Here is a 15,158-nt window from a genome sequence, read left to right on the forward strand (position 1 = left end):
GGTCCGCCGTGCTCCGCCAGGGGACGGTGAGCAAGTACATGCGGGGGAGCCCATGAGTACGACCGATACCGGTTCCGCGGTGATCACCCTGACCGAGTCCGAGCTGGACCCGTGGGTGACGCACGCGTCCACGCGGCACTGGCTGACCGGCCCCGGACTGCCCTGCGACAGCGGCGTGCTGAGCTTCGCCGAGCTCAGCCGCGAGGGCCTGCGCACGGTCGCCGACTCGACCGGCGACCCGGACGACCGTCTCTCCGCGGAACTGCGCGAACAGCTCGTGATAGGCGGACTGCTGGGCCCCGGCGGCCTGGAGACGGAGTCGGTCCTGCTGGACGGCGCGACGGGCGAGATCTCGACGACGTACGTCCTGCACGACCGCCCCGACCTGATGGACCGCCGCCCCCTGGCCCCGTCCCTGCGGACGCTGGTCCGCTTCGCGGAGGCCACGGACGAACTGGCCGGCCTGCGCGGCCAGTTCGCCTCCTACGCCGGCCGTTACGGCCCCAAGGCGGTGGCGCAGGCGTCCCAGCACCTGCTGGCGGTGTTCCGCGACGGCGCGGACGGCGAACCGGCCCCGTTCTGGAAGATGGCGGCGCTGATCCGCCCCCTGTCCCTGGTGGCGGGCCGCGGCGGCGCGTCCGGCCTCTCCCTGGACCTCCCGCACCGCCTCCTGGACCAGGAGTTCGGCCCCGGCAGGATGGTTCGCTTCGAGGACGTCGACTTCCCCGGGACCCTCACACACGAACCGACCCGCCGCTTCCTGCGCGAGGTGGGCCTGCCGGAGGACGCCCACGTCTTCTGCCTGGACACGGACGTCCCCCTGGCGACGCTCGCCGAGTACCACGCCGACACCGACACCCCGGCCGTGCTCCCCGCCGGTGCCCACCGACTGATCCGCCTCGGCCACCTGGTCGAGGACAACAGCCTGGTCATCGACGGCGCGACGGGCGCGGTCCTGAACTGGAGCGAACCCGAGGCGACGCTGTACCCGCTCAACACCGACGTGTCGACGCTCGCCTTCACCCTCTGGCTCCTGCACCGCGAGCGCGCGATAGACGCCCAGTCGTCCCACGAACTGACGACCGACACCTACGACCAGCTGGCCATGACGATGCTGCAGGTCCTGTCGACGGTGGACCCGACGGGCGTGAGTGCCGGCAGAACGGTCCGCCACTACTGGACGGACGCGTTCCAGGACGAGGCCGGCGGGGTGCTCTGACGGGGCTGCCGTCAGGCGGACTTGGCGGCGCTGCGGCGGCGTACGGCGAAGACCAGACCGCCACCGAGCACCGCGGCGGCAGCCGCGGCACCGGCGAGGAGCGGGGTGCCGTCGGAGCCGGTGGTGGCGAGGTTGCCGCCGGTGGTGCTGCCGGTCGTGGTGCCGGTGGAGCCGCCGGTCGTCGTGTCGGTCGAGGCCGAGGCCGACGGGGAAGCCGTGGCGCCCGTGCCGCCCGCGGCCTGGCCCTCGGGGTCGTTGCCGTTCCCGCCGTTGCCGGAACCACCGTCGGCGCCGTCCGAGGGGCTCGGCTCGGGCTCGTAGTCGCTCGGCACGTCGATGCCGATCGCGGCCGTGTTGTTGGAGCGGTTCGTGTCGTACTTCGGCGCGATGTCGTAGACGGACGACGCCTTGATCTCACCCTCGGTGTCCTGCGTGGACTTCTTGATCTTCAGCGTGAAGGTGTACGCCAGCGACTGGCCGGCGTCGAGGGTCCCGTCCTGCGGCCAGCACACGTACTTGGGCTTGCCCGTGGTCCCCTGCGGTCCGCTCGGCCCGTCGATCCCGAACGGCGCGCAGCCCTTCGGCACGCCGATGGCCACGGTGCCCGGCGGGATCTGTACCAGCAGTCCGGGGAGGTCGTCGCTCTCCTGGTTCTGCACCCAGCCGGGGCCGTCGTTGCGCAGGGTCGCCGTGACCGACTGCTCCCCGCCGGCCAGCGCCTCCATCTCCTCCCCGACGGCGACGAGGTCGGCGGTGTTGTCCGCGGTCAGGGTGAGCCGCCGGTAACTGTCGTCGAACCCCTCGCCCGGGGCGTCCCCGGTCGCGCTCGTGCCGTACTCGACGGCCTCCATCAGGGCCTTGTCCAGCGCCTTGAACCGCACGGGCGTGATGACCGAGGCACCGGGCTCGACGACCGTGTCGAGCTCACAGACCGCCTGCCTGACCTGGTCCTTGACGGTCGAGTAGGTGCAGCCCTTCACCTGCTCGGGGAAGTCCAGCCCCCGCGTCAGACGCACCCGGAAGGTGACCCCGTCCACGGCGGCCGTGCCCTTGTTGGTGAGGGTGACGGACTTGTCGTACACCTCGCCCGGCTTGGGAGCCGCGGACGGCAGCGCCGACACGACCAACTCGGGCCCACCGTCATCGGCCTGCACGGCGGGCGCGGCGACAGCGGGACCGGCAACGGCGATCACGGCAGCGGCCAGGACGGCTGCCGAGGGGCGGAAGTGCACGGTGGTTCTCCTCGTCGGGGTTCCTCGTCGTCCCCGTAAGGCACGACGACCGGAGCATGGGCTACCGGTCATGTCCTGGACACCTGAGAGGTGCTCGGGGTTGTGCACGACTTTCCGAACACGCCGCGAGGGTCCGGTCGACGTGAGGTGACGGCGCCCCGGCCGCGCTCCCGTAGCAGATCGCCGAGAGGGCCAATAGGCTGGTCACAGGGGTCGACATGTTCGATCCGAGGAGCCTGCCATGAGGAAGAGAAGAACCGGCGCCTGGCGCGTGACAGGAGTTCTCACCGCGCTCGCCACAGCCGCCGCGATCGCCTCCGTGGCCCCGGCCCAGGCCCAGACCACGGCTCAACTGTCCGCGTACGTCAGTGACGGCTGGGGCGGCGGCACCATCACCAGCCAGCCGGCCGGGATCAACTGCCACCAGGAGGCGTGGGACCCCTACGCCTCCAACGACCCGCAGCCGAACCCGACCGGCACGTGCACCGCGAGTTTCGAGGTCGGAACGACGGTCACCTTCACCGCCACACCCGACACGGGGTCCTCCGTCAACGCCGGACCCGCACCGAATCCCGTGACGGTGCGGACCGGTTACAACTACACCTGGGTCATGTTCTGCCCGAACGACGGTCTCTGCTCGGCGGGCTGATGCTGGAGGCCGTGGCGGGATTCGAACCCACGTAACTCGCTTTGCAGGCGAGCCCCTGAACCACTCGGGCACACGGCCGTGTTCGTACTCGGTGTGATGACCGTAGGACGGGGTGGGGTGGGGCTCAAGGGGATCGCGTGGGCTGCAATGTGACTGCCATATGCCGTTCATGAAGGGGGTGGCCGGGAAGAGGGGTGTACGACCAAGGTCCTAGAGGGGTGCCGTCTTCGGACAGGGGTCAAAGTGCGGCGTGGACCTTACGCTGGCGGGCATGACCGTCCCGAAGCCGCGTGATGCCCATGTCGTGGAGGCCGCTGACCTGCCCTCCGTCGCAGAGCGGGACGCGGGCGTGCTGGGAGCGGCGTACCGGGCCTTGAGCGTCGGGATCGTCTCCGTCGTGCTGCTCATCGCCTTCGAGGCGACCGCCGTGGGGACGGCGATGCCCGTCGCCGCACGGGAACTGGACGGGGTCTCCCTGTACGCGTTCGCGTTCTCCGGGTACTTCACGACCAGTCTGTTCGGGATGGTGCTCTCCGGTCAGTGGTCGGACCGGCGCGGCCCCCTCGGCCCGTTGACGACGGGCATCGCCTCCTTCGGGGCCGGGCTGCTGCTGTCGGGGACCGCCGGGACGATGTGGGTGTTCATCCTGGGCCGGGCCGTGCAGGGGTTCGGCGGGGGGTTGGTGATCGTCGCGCTGTACGTCGTCGTCGGGCGGGCCTATCCGGAGCGGTTGCGGCCCGCCATCATGGCCGCGTTCGCCGCGAGCTGGGTGCTCCCGTCGATCGTCGGTCCGCTCGCCGCCGGCACGGTGACCGAACAGGTGGGGTGGCGGTGGGTGTTCGTGGGGATACCCGTGCTCGTCGTCTTCCCGCTCGCGCTCGCGCTGCCGCAGATACGGCGCCGGGCGTCCGGGCCCGCGCAGCACACCCCTGCCGAGTCCGCCGCGGCGCAGAGTGCAGACCTCCCCGTCCCCGCGGAACGGACCGCCGTCGCCGACCGGCCCGTCACGCCGGACCCTGCCCCACCGGCCAACCCGCCCGCCACCTTCGATCGTCGGCGTATCCGGCTCGCCCTGGGCATCTCCCTCGGTGCCGGGCTGCTCCAGTACGCCGCCCAGGACCTGCGCCCGCTCTCGCTGCTGCCCGGTGCCGTCGGCGTGGCCCTGCTGGTGCCGGCCGTGCTCGGGCTGCTCCCGCGCGGCACGTACCGGGCCGCGCGCGGGCTGCCGTCCGTCGTGCTGCTGCGCGGCGTCGCCGCCGGGTCCTTCATCGCCGCGGAGTCGTTCGTACCGCTGATGCTCGTCACGCAGCGCGGGCTCAGTCCGACGCTGGCCGGGTTCTCGCTCGCCGCGGGCGGGGGCACGTGGGCGCTGGGCTCCTGGGTGCAGTCGCGGTCACGGGTGGAGCCGTACCGGGAGCGGCTGACCACGGTCGGGATGCTGCTGGTGGCGGCGGCCGTCGCCGCCGCGCCGAGCGTGCTGATCGAGTCCGTGCCCGTCTGGACCCTGGCCGTCGCCTGGGCCTTCGGCTGCTTCGGGATGGGGCTCGTGATCTCCTCCACGAGCGTGCTCCTGCTCAAGCTCTCCGCCCCCGAGGAGGCCGGCACCAACTCCGCCGCCCTCCAGATCTCCGACGGCCTCTCCAACGTCGTCCTGCTCTCCGCCGGCGGCGCCGCCTTCGCCGCGCTGGGCGGCGGCGCGGTGTCCCACACGGCCACGCACACCTCCGGTTCCCACCCGGCCGCCTTCACCGCGGTGTTCCTGCCGATGGCGGCGGTGGCACTCGTCGGTGCCTGGGTGTCGACCCGACTGCGGGAGCACCGGCCGTAACCGGCAGAGCAGCCCGCCGTGGACCGGCAGAGCAGCCCGCCGTAGACCGGCAGAGCAGCCCGCCCTCGCGCCCCGGACGCTGTGACGTCGGTCCCACCCACCGGTGACCCGGCCCGGTCCGCGCGTGGGGCGGCTCGGGGCGCCGGTAGGGTGGCCCGGTTGTCATACGTAGCCGAGCCGTCAGGCTCCCTCGCACGAGCCGCCCGACCCCCAACGGAGACCGTGACTACCACCGCCGGCACCAGTTCTGCCTCGCACCACCTGTCCCCGGCGTTCCCCGGCCGCGCCCCCTGGGGTACCGCCAGCAAGCTGCGAGCCTGGCAGCAGGGCGCGATGGAGAAGTACATCCAGGAACAGCCGCGGGACTTCCTCGCGGTCGCCACCCCCGGCGCCGGCAAGACGACCTTCGCGCTGACGCTGGCCTCCTGGATGCTGCACCACCACGTCGTGCAGCAGGTGACCGTCGTCGCCCCGACCGAGCACCTGAAGAAGCAGTGGGCCGAGGCCGCGGCGCGGATAGGGATCAAGCTCGACCCGGAGTACAGCGCCGGGCCGCTCAGCCGGGAGTACCACGGGGTCGCCGTGACGTACGCCGGTGTCGGCGTCCGGCCCATGCTGCACCGCAACCGCGTGGAGCAGCGCAAGACGCTCGTCATCCTCGACGAGATCCACCACGCCGGTGACAGCAAGTCCTGGGGCGAGGCCTGCCTCGAGGCCTTCGAGCCCGCGACCCGGCGGCTCGCCCTGACCGGTACGCCCTTCCGGTCCGACACCAACCCCATCCCCTTCGTGACGTACGAGGAGGGGAACGACGGGATCCGGCGGTCCGCCGCCGATTACACCTACGGCTACGGCAACGCCCTCGCGGACAACGTCGTGCGGCCCGTCATCTTCCTCTCCTACAGCGGCAACATGCGCTGGCGTACCAAGGCCGGTGACGAGATCGCCGCGCGGCTCGGCGAGCCCATGACCAAGGACGCCATCAGCCAGGCCTGGCGGACCGCCCTCGACCCGCGCGGCGAGTGGATGCCCGCCGTGCTGCGCGCCGCCGACCAGCGGCTGACCGAGGTGCGCAAGGCCATCCCGGACGCGGGCGCGCTCGTCATCGCCGCGGACCAGGACTCCGCCCGCGCCTACGCCAAGCTGATCCGCGAGATCACCGGCAGCAAGGCCACCCTCGTGCTGTCCGACGACGCCGGCGCGTCCAAGAACATCGACGAGTTCAGCGGCAACAACGACCGCTGGATGGTCGCGGTGCGCATGGTGTCCGAGGGTGTCGACGTGCCGCGGCTGGCCGTCGGGGTGTACGCCACCACCATCTCGACCCCCCTCTTCTTCGCCCAGGCCGTCGGGCGTTTCGTGCGGTCCCGGCGGCGCGGCGAGACCGCCTCGGTGTTCCTGCCGACCGTGCCCGACCTGCTCTCCTTCGCCAACGAGATGGAGCGCGAGCGCGACCACGTCCTCGACAAGCCCAAGAAGCAGGGCGAGGAGGACCCGTACGCCGAGTCCGAGAAGGAGATGGACGAGGCGAACCGGGAGCAGGACGAGGACACCGGCGAGCAGGAGCAGTTCTCCTTCGAGGCGCTGGAGTCCGAGGCCGTCTTCGACCGGGTCATGTACAACGGCGCCGAGTTCGGCATGCAGGCCCACCCGGGCAGCGAGGAGGAGCAGGACTACCTCGGCATCCCGGGGCTGCTCGAACCCGACCAGGTGCAGCTGCTGCTCCAGAAGCGGCAGGCCCGGCAGATCGCGCACAGCCGCAAGAAGCCGGACGAGGAAGCCGACCTGCTCGAAATGCCCGCCGAGCGGCGGCCGGTGGTCTCCCACAAGGAGATGATGGAGCTGCGGCGGCAGCTCAACACGATGGTCGGCGCGTACGTCCACCAGAGCGGCAAGCCGCACGGGGTGATCCACACGGAGCTGCGGCGGGTGTGCGGAGGGCCTGCGGCGGCGGAGGCGACGGCGGGGCAGTTGCGGCAGCGGATCACCAAGGTGCAGGAGTGGGCTACGCGGATGAAGTGACGTCCGTGGTGAATCGTCTGCCAGGTGCAGGTCGTCGATCGCGCCCACGCGGCGGAGCCGCACATCGACACAGCCCCGCGCCCCTTTGGGGCGCGCAAACCCCACAAATACAAGCACTACACCCAGACCCGTGCCCGGATTCTGGACGGAGCCTTCCGCTCAGCGAACCTGCTTCGCTACTGTCCGGCTACGCACACGCCCCGTGGCAGCGCCGCCGCGGAGCGCAGCCGTGAAGCGACGCGGCCCGGACAGGCCGGGCCGCCGGCCGATCGGCGGCCTCTGAAGCGCGTTACCGACGGGACTCGGTGACGCATCCGCCGACCGGGGGGCCGCCGACCTCACCACTAAGGAGTGGGCGTCGTGACCGCGGAGACCTCCCAGACGCTCGACCGGGGACTGCGTGTCCTCAAGCTGCTCGCCGACACGGACCACGGGCTGACCGTGACCGAACTCTCCGTCCGGCTGGGCGTGAACCGGACCGTCGTGTACCGGTTGCTCGCCACGCTGGAGCAGCACGCCCTCATACGCCGTGACCTCGGCGGACGTGCCCGGGTCGGGCTCGGTGTGCTGCGGCTGGGACGGCAGGTCCACCCGCTCGTACGGGAGGCCGCGATGCCTGCGCTGCGGTCACTGGCCGAGGACATCGGCGCTACGGCGCACCTGACCCTGGTCGACGGGGCGGACGCGCTGGCCGTGGCCGTCGTGGAGCCGACCTGGACGGACTATCACGTCGCCTACCGGGCCGGGTTCCGGCATCCCTTGGACCGGGGCGCCGCCGGCAAGGCGATCCTCGCGGCCCGGCAGCACCCGATGACCGACCCCGGCTACATGCTGACGCACGGGGAGCTGGAGGCGGGCGCCTGGGGGGCGGCGGCGCCGCTGCTGGGCGTGACGGGCGTCGAGGGCAGCGTGGGTGTGGTGATGCTGGCGGAGGCGGTACCGGAACGAGTCGGCCCACGGGTCGTCGACGCGGCCCGGGAGGTCGCGGAGGCGCTGCGCTGAGGGTCGACGGGATCCAGGCCTGGGCCCCGGACGCCCTGGTCCCGGCCGTGTCCTCCTCCCGCGTTAGATTGATCCCGTGTTCTCTCGCCTCACGCGCCCCCAGGCCATCGCCGTCTGCGCCCTGCCCGTCGTGGCCCTGATCGCGACGGCGGTGCTGGCGCCGTTGCCGTTCTCGGTTGCGCAGCCCGGGCTGACGGCGAACGTGCTGGGCGAGAACAAGGGCACGCAGGTGATCACCATCTCGGGTGCGCCGGTCCGGGACACCCGGGGCCAGCTGCGGATGACCACCATCGAGGCGACCTCCCCGGACACCCGGGTCTCGCTGCCCGACGTCATCGACAGCTGGTTCCGCACCGACCAGGCGGTCATGCCGCGCGACTCCGTCTACCCGAGCGGGGACAACGTCAAGGAGATCGAGCGCCACAACGAGAAGCAGATGAAGGAGTCCCAGGACGCGGCGACGCAGGCCGCGCTGGGGTACCTCGACCTCGACGACAAGGACATCGAGGTCGGTCTGAAGCTCGCCGACGTGGGTGGGCCCAGTGCGGGGCTGCTCTTCTCCCTGGGGATCATCGACAAGCTCGACGGCGACGGCACCGGCGGGGACCTCACCGGCGGCCGGGTCATCGCCGGTACGGGCACGATCGACGCGGCCGGCCGCGTCGGCGCGGTGGGGGGCGTCGCCCTCAAGACCCAGGCCGCCAAGCGCGACGGGGCGACGGTGTTCCTGGTCCCCAAGGCGGAGTGCGCCGACGCCCGAGCCGAGCTGCCGAAGGGCCTACGGCTCATTCCGGTGACGACGCTGAAGAGCACGGTGAGTTCACTGGTGGCCCTGGAGACGGGGAAGGGCTCCGTCCCCAGCTGCTAGTGGGCGGGGACTGGCCCGGGCCGGGTGGCGAGCTTCAGCCCGACTTCTATGAGGGTCCAGCCCAGGCGCGCACGGAGGTCGGGCCGGGGTGCGGGACGGGGGCCGGTCTCGGCGCGGAGTTCGGCGGCGCGGGCGTGGTGCAGGGCGAGGTGGATGTCCGGGTGCATGGGTCATGGCCTTTCACGGCGTCGTCCGGCGGGGAAAGACGTGCGTGTGGACGCGTACCGATTCGGCGTCCGGTGTTCCCTCGGGTAGCGGGCGGTAGCTCTGGATGAGTTCGTGCATCTTGCCGATCAGCTCACGGGCGAGATCGGGAGTGAGGCGCAGAGTGAAGTCGCTCAGGTCCGTGCCGCCGTCCCATTCCTCGCCCCAGTCGCCGGTGTTGCCGAGCCAGGTCGAGACCTCTCGGGTGTGCACGTTGGCGATTTCGTACCGGAACAGGGCGACGGCTCCCCGCACGGCCGGATCCGGGTCCTTGATCAGGGTCTCGTCGATCTGGACACCCCGGTCCACCGCCTTCCACCAGCGCTCCCGCCCCTTGCCGCGCTCCGGGTCGTCGGCGACGAAACCGTGCGCTGCGAGTTGCCGTAGGTGGTAGCTGGTCGCCCCGCTGGACTCGCCCAGTTTCTCCGCCAGTTGGGATGCGGTGGCGGGTCCGCCGTGTCGCAGTGCGACCAGCAGCTGCATCCGCAGGGGATGAGCCAGGCCGCGCAGCGAGCGGGCGTCGAGCAAGCGGGGAGCTGGTTCGTCGGGCATGCATGCAAAGGTAGCGTTGCAAAGCCTCCTTTGCAACGCCTTCTTTGTAACTCACTCCTTGACGAACCCCTCCTCCACCAGCCAGTCCAGCGCCACCTGGTGCGGATCCTCTCCGTCGACGTCCACCTTCGCGTTCAGCGTCTGCGCCACGGAGTTGTTCAGCTTCGCCGTCACCGGGTTCAGGACCTCCGCGATCGCCGGCCACTCCTTCAGGGACTTCGCGTTGATCATCGGCGCGACGTTGTAGTTGGGGAAGAACTTCTTGTCGTCGTCCATCACCACCAGGTTCATGGACTTGATCCGCCCGTCGGTGGTGAACACCTCCCCGTACGTGCAGTTGCCCTTCGCGGTCTGCGTGTAGATGATCCCGGTGTCCATCTGCGTGATGTCCTGCGCCGGCACGTTCATGCCGTAGGCCTTCTGCATCCCCGGCAGCCCGTCCGCCCGGTTCGCGAACTCGACCTCCACGCACAGCTTCACCGCCCCCGGGTCGGACTTCGCCAGCTTCGCCACGTCCGACATCGTCTTCGTGCCGTACTTCTTCGCGTTCTCCTGGTTCATCGCCAGCGCGTACGTGTTGTCGAGCTTCGACGGCGGCAGCCAGACCAGCCCGTTGCCCGCGTCCTCCTTCTTCACCGCCTCCCACTGCTCCTGAGGATCGGTGATCGGCTTGCTGTGCCCGAGGTACGTGATCCAGGCCGTGCCCGTGTACTCGTACCCGGCGTCCGCGTCGCCCTTGCGGACCGCCTCGCGGCTGCCGATGGAGCCCTGGATGCCGGTGCGGTCGATCACGTCCGCCCCGGCCGCCTCGAACGCGATGCCCATGATCGAGCCGAGGATCAGCTGCTCGGTGAACGACTTCGACGTCACCGTCAGATGCGCGCCCTTCAGTGGCTCACCCCGGCCGATCGACCCCGGCTCCACGTCATCGGTCAGCGGGGAGCCGCTGGTCAGGCCGCAGCCGGCCGCCGCCACCAGAAGGCCCGCCACCGCCAGGCACGTACGCCGTCTCATGGCTGCAACCCCCGCGGCCGCAGCAGCAGTTCGGCGAGCGACGCCAGCCAGTCCACCAGCAGCGCCAGCACCACCGTGAGGATCGACCCCAGCACCAGCACCGGCATCCGCTGGTTGGTGATGCCGGTCGTGATCAGCACGCCGAGGCCGCCGCCCCCGCCGAAGACCGCCAGGGTCGCCGTACCCACGTTCAGGACGAGGGCCGTGCGCACGCCTGCCAGGATCAGCGGGACCGCGAGGGGGAGTTCGACCCGGGTCAGCACCCCCGTCGGGGACATGCCGATACCGCGGGCCGCCTCCAGCAGGGTCGGGTCGTTCGCCTTCAGGCCCGTGATCGTGTTGGAGAGCACCGGCAGGATGGCGTAGATGATGATGCCGATCAGGGCGGCCCTGCGGCCGATGCCCAGCCAGATCACCAGGAGGGCGAGCAGGCCGATCGCCGGGGTCGCCTGACCCATGTTGGCGAACGCCATCGCCACGGGGGTGGCCCGGCTCATCGCCCCGCGGGTCAGCACGATGCCCAGCGGGATCGCGATGATCAGCACGAAGAAGGTGGAGATCGCGGTCAGCTGGATGTGCTGCCACAGCGCCTTGGTGACCTGGCCGCCCGCCAGGGCGTTGCGGGTGAGCGCGTCCAGGTCGGCCTGCGCGAACCAGAGCCAGGTGGCGAGCAGCACGACGATCAGGGCGACCGGCAGGAACGTCAGCTTCTGCCAGGTGAGACGGGACGGCCGACGCGCTGGCGGGGGCGCCTCAGGCTCGTCGGGAGGTTCGGAGGTCTCCTCGACCTCCGTGGCCGTCACCGCTCCCCTCCCGGGCCGCCGCCCACGCCCGCCGGGCCCTGGGCCCCTTCCTGCTCCGCGTGTGTCTGTGAGGCCCGCAGCGACTCCAGTTCGTGCTGGTGCTCCATCGCGTCGAGCCGGTCGGCCTCCAGCATCTCGTGCACGGAGTTCATGAGGGTCTCCATGTCGACGACGCCCGTGTACTCCCCACGCCGCCCGGTCACCGCCACCCGCCCGGCGTTGTCGGTGAGCACCGCCTCCAGCGCGTCCCGCAGGGTCGCGTCCCGGGTGACCGTGTCGCTCACCAGGGTCCCGGCGCGGGCCAGCGAGCCCCTGGCCCGCATCAGATCGCCGCGCCGCAGCCACTTGTAGGGGCGGCGGCGCCGGTCGAGCAGCAGGATCTCGTTGCTGCCGCTGGTGCGCAGCAGGTTGAAGATCTCCTGGAGCGGGTCGTCGACCGTGACCGTCGGATAGTCGGTGATCTCCACGTCCCGCACGCGGGTCAGGTTCAGCCGCTTCAGCGCAGCGCCGGCGCCGACGAAGCCGGACACGAAGTCGTCGGCCGGGTTGGTGAGGATCGCCTCGGGGGTGTCGAACTGCGCGATGTGCGACCGCTCGCGCAGCACGGCGATCCGGTCGCCGATCTTGATCGCCTCGTCGAAGTCGTGGGTGACGAAGACGATCGTCTTGTGCAGCTCGTGCTGCAGGCGAATCAGCTCGTCCTGGAGGTGGTCCCGGGTGATCGGGTCCACCGCCCCGAACGGCTCGTCCATCAGCAGCACCGGCGGATCGGCGGCCAGGGCACGGGCCACGCCCACGCGCTGCTGCTGCCCGCCGGAGAGCTGGCGCGGGTAGCGGCCGCGGAACTCCGCGGCGTCGAGGCCGACCAGGTCGAGGAGCTCCTCGGTGCGCTCCCGGATCCGCGGCTTCGACCAGCCGATCATCTTCGGGACGATCCCGATGTTCTGCGCGACCGTCATGTGCGGGAAGAGCCCTGCGGACTGGATGGCGTAGCCGACCTTGCGGCGCAGCTTGACCGGGTCCATGTCGGTGACGTCCTCGCCGCCGATGCGGATGCGGCCGCCGGTCGGCTCGATCAGCCGGTTGATCATCTTGAGCGTGGTCGACTTGCCGCAGCCCGAGGGGCCGACGAAGACGACGACCTCGCCCGCCTTGATCTCCATGCTCACGTTGTCCACGGCCGGCTGCGCACTGCCGGGGTAGCGCTTGGTCAGGCTCTCCAGCTCGATGGAGGCGCCGTGGTCACCCGTCTCAGGCACGGATCCCCCTGGGAATGGTCAGCCGTCCGATCAGGACGTACGCGGCGTCGAAGAGCAGGGCCAGGACGATGATGCCGAGCGTGCCCGCGAGGACCTGGTTGAGCGCGTTGGCGCTGCCCAGCGAGGCGAGGCCGCGGAAGATGACGTTGCCGAGACCGGGTCCCGAGGCGTATGCCGCGATGGCCGCGATGCCCATCAGCATCTGGGTGGAGACCCGGATCCCGGTGAGGATCGGCGGCCAGGCCAGCGGCAGCTCGACCCGCAGCAGCCGGGCCGGCCGGGACATCCCGATGCCCGTGGCCGCGTCGACCAGCGTCGGGTCGACCCCGCGCAGCCCGACGATCGCGTTGCGCACCACCGGCAGCAGCCCGTACAGCGTCAGCGCGACCACCGTGGGTGGCACGCCCAGGCCCACGATGGGGATGAGCAGACCGATCAGGGCGAGCGCCGGCACGGTCAGGATCGTGGCGGTGGTGGTGGTCGCCAGGTTCCCGGCCCACTCGCTGCGGTAGCTGGCGACGGCGATCAGCACCCCGAGCACGGTCGCCACGACCATGCACTGAAAGACGGCGCTCGCGTGCTGGTAGGCGTCCGTGAGCAGTTGCTGGTGCCGGTTGACCAGGTACTCCCAGAAGTTCACACGCGCTCACCCCTACCCGTCAGGTCTCCTCCGCGGCCTGCTCCACGAGCGGGATGATCCGCAGCGGAACGGGGTTCTCCATGACGATCGCCGTCGAGGCCCGGACGATGCCATCAAAACCGACGACCCGGTCGATCACACGCTGGAGATCGGCGTTGGAGCGGGCCACGAGCCGGCACATCATGTCGCCGGTGCCGGTGGTGGTGTGCAGCTCCAGCACCTCCGGCACGGTCGCCAAGTGGGCCCGAACGTCGGGCCCTTGACCCTGCCGGATCTGCAGCGTGGCGAACGCCGTGACGGGATAGCCGAGAGCGGCCGGATCCACCTCGGGACCAAATCCGCGGATGACTCCGTTCGACTGAAGCCGGTCCAGCCGCGCCTGCGCGGTGCCCCGGGCCACCCCCAGCCGCCGGGACATCTCCAGCACCCCGATCCGCGGCTCCCGGGCGAGCAGCAGGATGATCCGGCCGTCCAGATGATCGATCGCCACAGCAGCCTCCCGGCATGGTCATCCTGTACAGAAAGGCCGCCGATACGGCCGTATTGCTGAACAGATTGCCCAGCCGAAACACAAACTATTGCGCACCTTGCCGAGCGGGGAGACCCTGCGGCTATGACGCAGACCACACACCACACTCCCGACACCGCCCGGCAGGCCGACCCCTTCCCGGTCAAGGGAATGGACGCGGTCGTCTTCGCCGTGGGCAACGCCAAGCAGGCGGCGCACTACTACTCCACCGCCTTCGGCATGAAGCTGGTCGCCTACTCCGGACCGGAGAACGGCAGCCGCGAGACCGCTGCGTACGTCCTGGAGAACGGCTCCGCCCGCTTCGTCCTCACCTCGGTCATCAAGCCCACCACCGACTGGGGCCACTTCCTCGCGAAGCACGTGGCCGAGCACGGCGACGGTGTCGTCGACCTCGCCATCGAGGTCCCGGACGCGCGCGCCGCCTACGCCTACGCCCTGGAGCACGGCGCCCGCTCGGTCGCCGAGCCGTACGAGCAGAAGGACGAGCACGGCACGGTCGTCCTGGCCGCCATCGCCACCTACGGCGAGACCCGCCACACCCTCGTCGAGCGCTCCGGCTACGACGGCCCGTACCTGCCCGGCTTCGTCGCGGCCAAGCCGATGGTCGAGCCGCCCGCGCAGCGCACCTTCCAGGCGATCGACCACTGCGTCGGCAACGTCGAGCTCGGCAAGATGAACGAGTGGGTCGGCTTCTACAACAAGGTCATGGGCTTCACGAACATGAAGGAGTTCGTGGGCGACGACATCGCCACCGAGTACAGCGCGCTGATGTCCAAGGTCGTCGCCGACGGCACGCTCAAGGTCAAGTTCCCGATCAACGAGCCGGCCATCGCCAAGAAGAAGTCCCAGATCGACGAGTACCTGGAGTTCTACGGCGGCGCGGGCGTGCAGCACATCGCCCTCAACACGGGCGACATCGTCCAGACGGTCCGCACGATGCGCGCGGCCGGCGTCGAGTTCCTGAACACGCCGGACTCCTACTACGACACGCTGGGGGAGTGGGTCGGCGAGACCCGCGTCCCGATCGACACCCTGCGCGAACTGAAGATCCTCGCCGACCGCGACGAGGACGGCTACCTGCTGCAGATCTTCACCAAGCCGGTCCAGGACCGTCCGACCGTCTTCTTCGAGATCATCGAGCGCCACGGCTCCATGGGCTTCGGCAAGGGCAACTTCAAGGCGCTGTTCGAGGCGATCGAGCGCGAGCAGGAGCGCCGCGGCAACCTGTAGCCGCCGGCGATCGCGGGCGTGCGGGTGTCACGGGGCACCTGCACGCCCCGCCAACGCTGCGCGAGCCCGCCGCCTCGCAGCCTGGGCCAGGCCGTGGCGATGGGCGG

The 15,158-nt window shown here is 70.7% G+C and carries 15 protein-coding genes and 1 tRNA gene; 7 read left to right on the top strand and 9 right to left on the bottom strand.

The window, feature by feature from the left end; translation table 11 throughout:
* Nucleotides 1-52: 52 nt before the first annotated feature.
* Nucleotides 53-1,219 carry an SUKH-4 family immunity protein gene (locus IE153_RS05355; RefSeq protein WP_189588620.1) on the top strand — a complete coding sequence of 389 codons (1,167 nt, stop codon included), beginning with the start codon at nucleotides 53-55 and terminating at the stop codon, nucleotides 1,217-1,219.
* Nucleotides 1,220-1,230: 11 nt separating this feature from the next.
* On the opposite strand, the gene IE153_RS05360 is transcribed toward IE153_RS05355, so the two are convergent.
* Entirely contained in the window at nucleotides 1,231-2,451 is a 1,221-nt protein-coding gene (locus IE153_RS05360) for an LPXTG cell wall anchor domain-containing protein (RefSeq protein ID WP_229828831.1), read from the bottom strand.
* A gap of 241 nt (nucleotides 2,452-2,692) precedes the next feature.
* On the opposite strand from IE153_RS05360, the gene IE153_RS05365 reads away from it, so the two are divergent.
* Nucleotides 2,693-3,100, top strand: coding sequence for a hypothetical protein (locus IE153_RS05365; RefSeq protein WP_189588622.1), 408 nt, complete (start codon nucleotides 2,693-2,695; stop codon nucleotides 3,098-3,100).
* Between the two features lie 3 nt (nucleotides 3,101-3,103).
* On the opposite strand, the gene IE153_RS05370 is transcribed toward IE153_RS05365, so the two are convergent.
* Nucleotides 3,104-3,178: transfer RNA gene (locus tag IE153_RS05370), tRNA-Cys, on the bottom strand.
* A 193-nt stretch (nucleotides 3,179-3,371) separates the two neighbouring features.
* Here IE153_RS05370 and IE153_RS05375 point away from each other — a divergent pair.
* The 4 genes from IE153_RS05375 to IE153_RS05390 all read left to right on the top strand — a co-directional run bounded on the left by IE153_RS05375 (nucleotide 3,372) and on the right by IE153_RS05390 (nucleotide 8,820).
* Nucleotides 3,372-4,928, top strand: a complete 1,557-nt coding sequence (locus IE153_RS05375) for an MFS transporter (RefSeq protein WP_189588623.1) — start codon at nucleotides 3,372-3,374, stop codon at nucleotides 4,926-4,928.
* A 222-nt stretch (nucleotides 4,929-5,150) separates the two neighbouring features.
* Nucleotides 5,151-6,950 (top strand): DEAD/DEAH box helicase, encoded by a 1,800-nt coding sequence (locus IE153_RS05380; protein WP_189588624.1) that lies wholly within the window; start codon nucleotides 5,151-5,153, stop codon nucleotides 6,948-6,950.
* Between the two features lie 360 nt (nucleotides 6,951-7,310).
* Complete coding sequence (locus tag IE153_RS05385) at nucleotides 7,311-7,952, top strand: IclR family transcriptional regulator (RefSeq protein WP_189588625.1); 642 nt, start codon at nucleotides 7,311-7,313, stop codon at nucleotides 7,950-7,952.
* 76 nt (nucleotides 7,953-8,028) lie between these two features.
* Nucleotides 8,029-8,820 carry a S16 family serine protease gene (locus IE153_RS05390; RefSeq protein WP_189588626.1) on the top strand — a complete coding sequence of 264 codons (792 nt, stop codon included), beginning with the start codon at nucleotides 8,029-8,031 and terminating at the stop codon, nucleotides 8,818-8,820.
* On the opposite strand, the gene IE153_RS05395 is transcribed toward IE153_RS05390, so the two are convergent.
* Genes IE153_RS05395 through IE153_RS05425 form a run of 7 tightly spaced genes read right to left on the bottom strand, consistent with a single transcriptional unit; the run spans nucleotide 8,817 to nucleotide 13,782 of the window.
* The gene (locus IE153_RS05395; RefSeq protein ID WP_189588627.1) at nucleotides 8,817-8,987 is read right to left on the bottom strand and encodes a hypothetical protein; all 171 of its coding nucleotides are present in this window, start codon (nucleotides 8,985-8,987) and stop codon (nucleotides 8,817-8,819) included. The genes IE153_RS05390 and IE153_RS05395 overlap by 4 nt on opposite strands.
* 13 nt (nucleotides 8,988-9,000) lie before the next feature.
* Nucleotides 9,001-9,576, bottom strand: a complete 576-nt coding sequence (locus tag IE153_RS05400; RefSeq protein ID WP_189588628.1) for an ArsR/SmtB family transcription factor — start codon at nucleotides 9,574-9,576, stop codon at nucleotides 9,001-9,003.
* A 51-nt stretch (nucleotides 9,577-9,627) separates the two neighbouring features.
* Nucleotides 9,628-10,590 carry a glycine betaine ABC transporter substrate-binding protein gene (locus tag IE153_RS05405; RefSeq protein WP_189588629.1) on the bottom strand — a complete coding sequence of 321 codons (963 nt, stop codon included), beginning with the start codon at nucleotides 10,588-10,590 and terminating at the stop codon, nucleotides 9,628-9,630.
* Nucleotides 10,587-11,393: an ABC transporter permease gene (locus tag IE153_RS05410; RefSeq protein WP_189588630.1), complete on the bottom strand. Its 807-nt coding sequence runs from the start codon at nucleotides 11,391-11,393 to the stop codon at nucleotides 10,587-10,589. Before IE153_RS05410 ends, IE153_RS05405 begins: the two co-directional genes overlap by 4 nt.
* The gene (locus IE153_RS05415) at nucleotides 11,390-12,652 is read right to left on the bottom strand and encodes a betaine/proline/choline family ABC transporter ATP-binding protein (RefSeq protein WP_189588631.1); all 1,263 of its coding nucleotides are present in this window, start codon (nucleotides 12,650-12,652) and stop codon (nucleotides 11,390-11,392) included. Before IE153_RS05415 ends, IE153_RS05410 begins: the two co-directional genes overlap by 4 nt.
* Nucleotides 12,645-13,292 (bottom strand): ABC transporter permease, encoded by a 648-nt coding sequence (locus IE153_RS05420; protein ID WP_031106720.1) that lies wholly within the window; start codon nucleotides 13,290-13,292, stop codon nucleotides 12,645-12,647. Before IE153_RS05420 ends, IE153_RS05415 begins: the two co-directional genes overlap by 8 nt.
* Before the next feature lie 19 nt (nucleotides 13,293-13,311).
* Nucleotides 13,312-13,782, bottom strand: coding sequence for an Lrp/AsnC family transcriptional regulator (locus tag IE153_RS05425; protein WP_030837783.1), 471 nt, complete (start codon nucleotides 13,780-13,782; stop codon nucleotides 13,312-13,314).
* Between the two features lie 123 nt (nucleotides 13,783-13,905).
* Here IE153_RS05425 and hppD point away from each other — a divergent pair, with 123 nt between their 5' ends.
* Nucleotides 13,906-15,051 carry a 4-hydroxyphenylpyruvate dioxygenase gene (gene hppD, locus IE153_RS05430; RefSeq protein ID WP_031106718.1) on the top strand — a complete coding sequence of 382 codons (1,146 nt, stop codon included), beginning with the start codon at nucleotides 13,906-13,908 and terminating at the stop codon, nucleotides 15,049-15,051.
* Nucleotides 15,052-15,158: the final 107 nt, after the last annotated feature.

Source organism: Streptomyces massasporeus, assembly GCF_014648995.1.
Taxonomy (GTDB): Bacteria; Actinomycetota; Actinomycetes; order Streptomycetales; family Streptomycetaceae; genus Streptomyces; species Streptomyces massasporeus.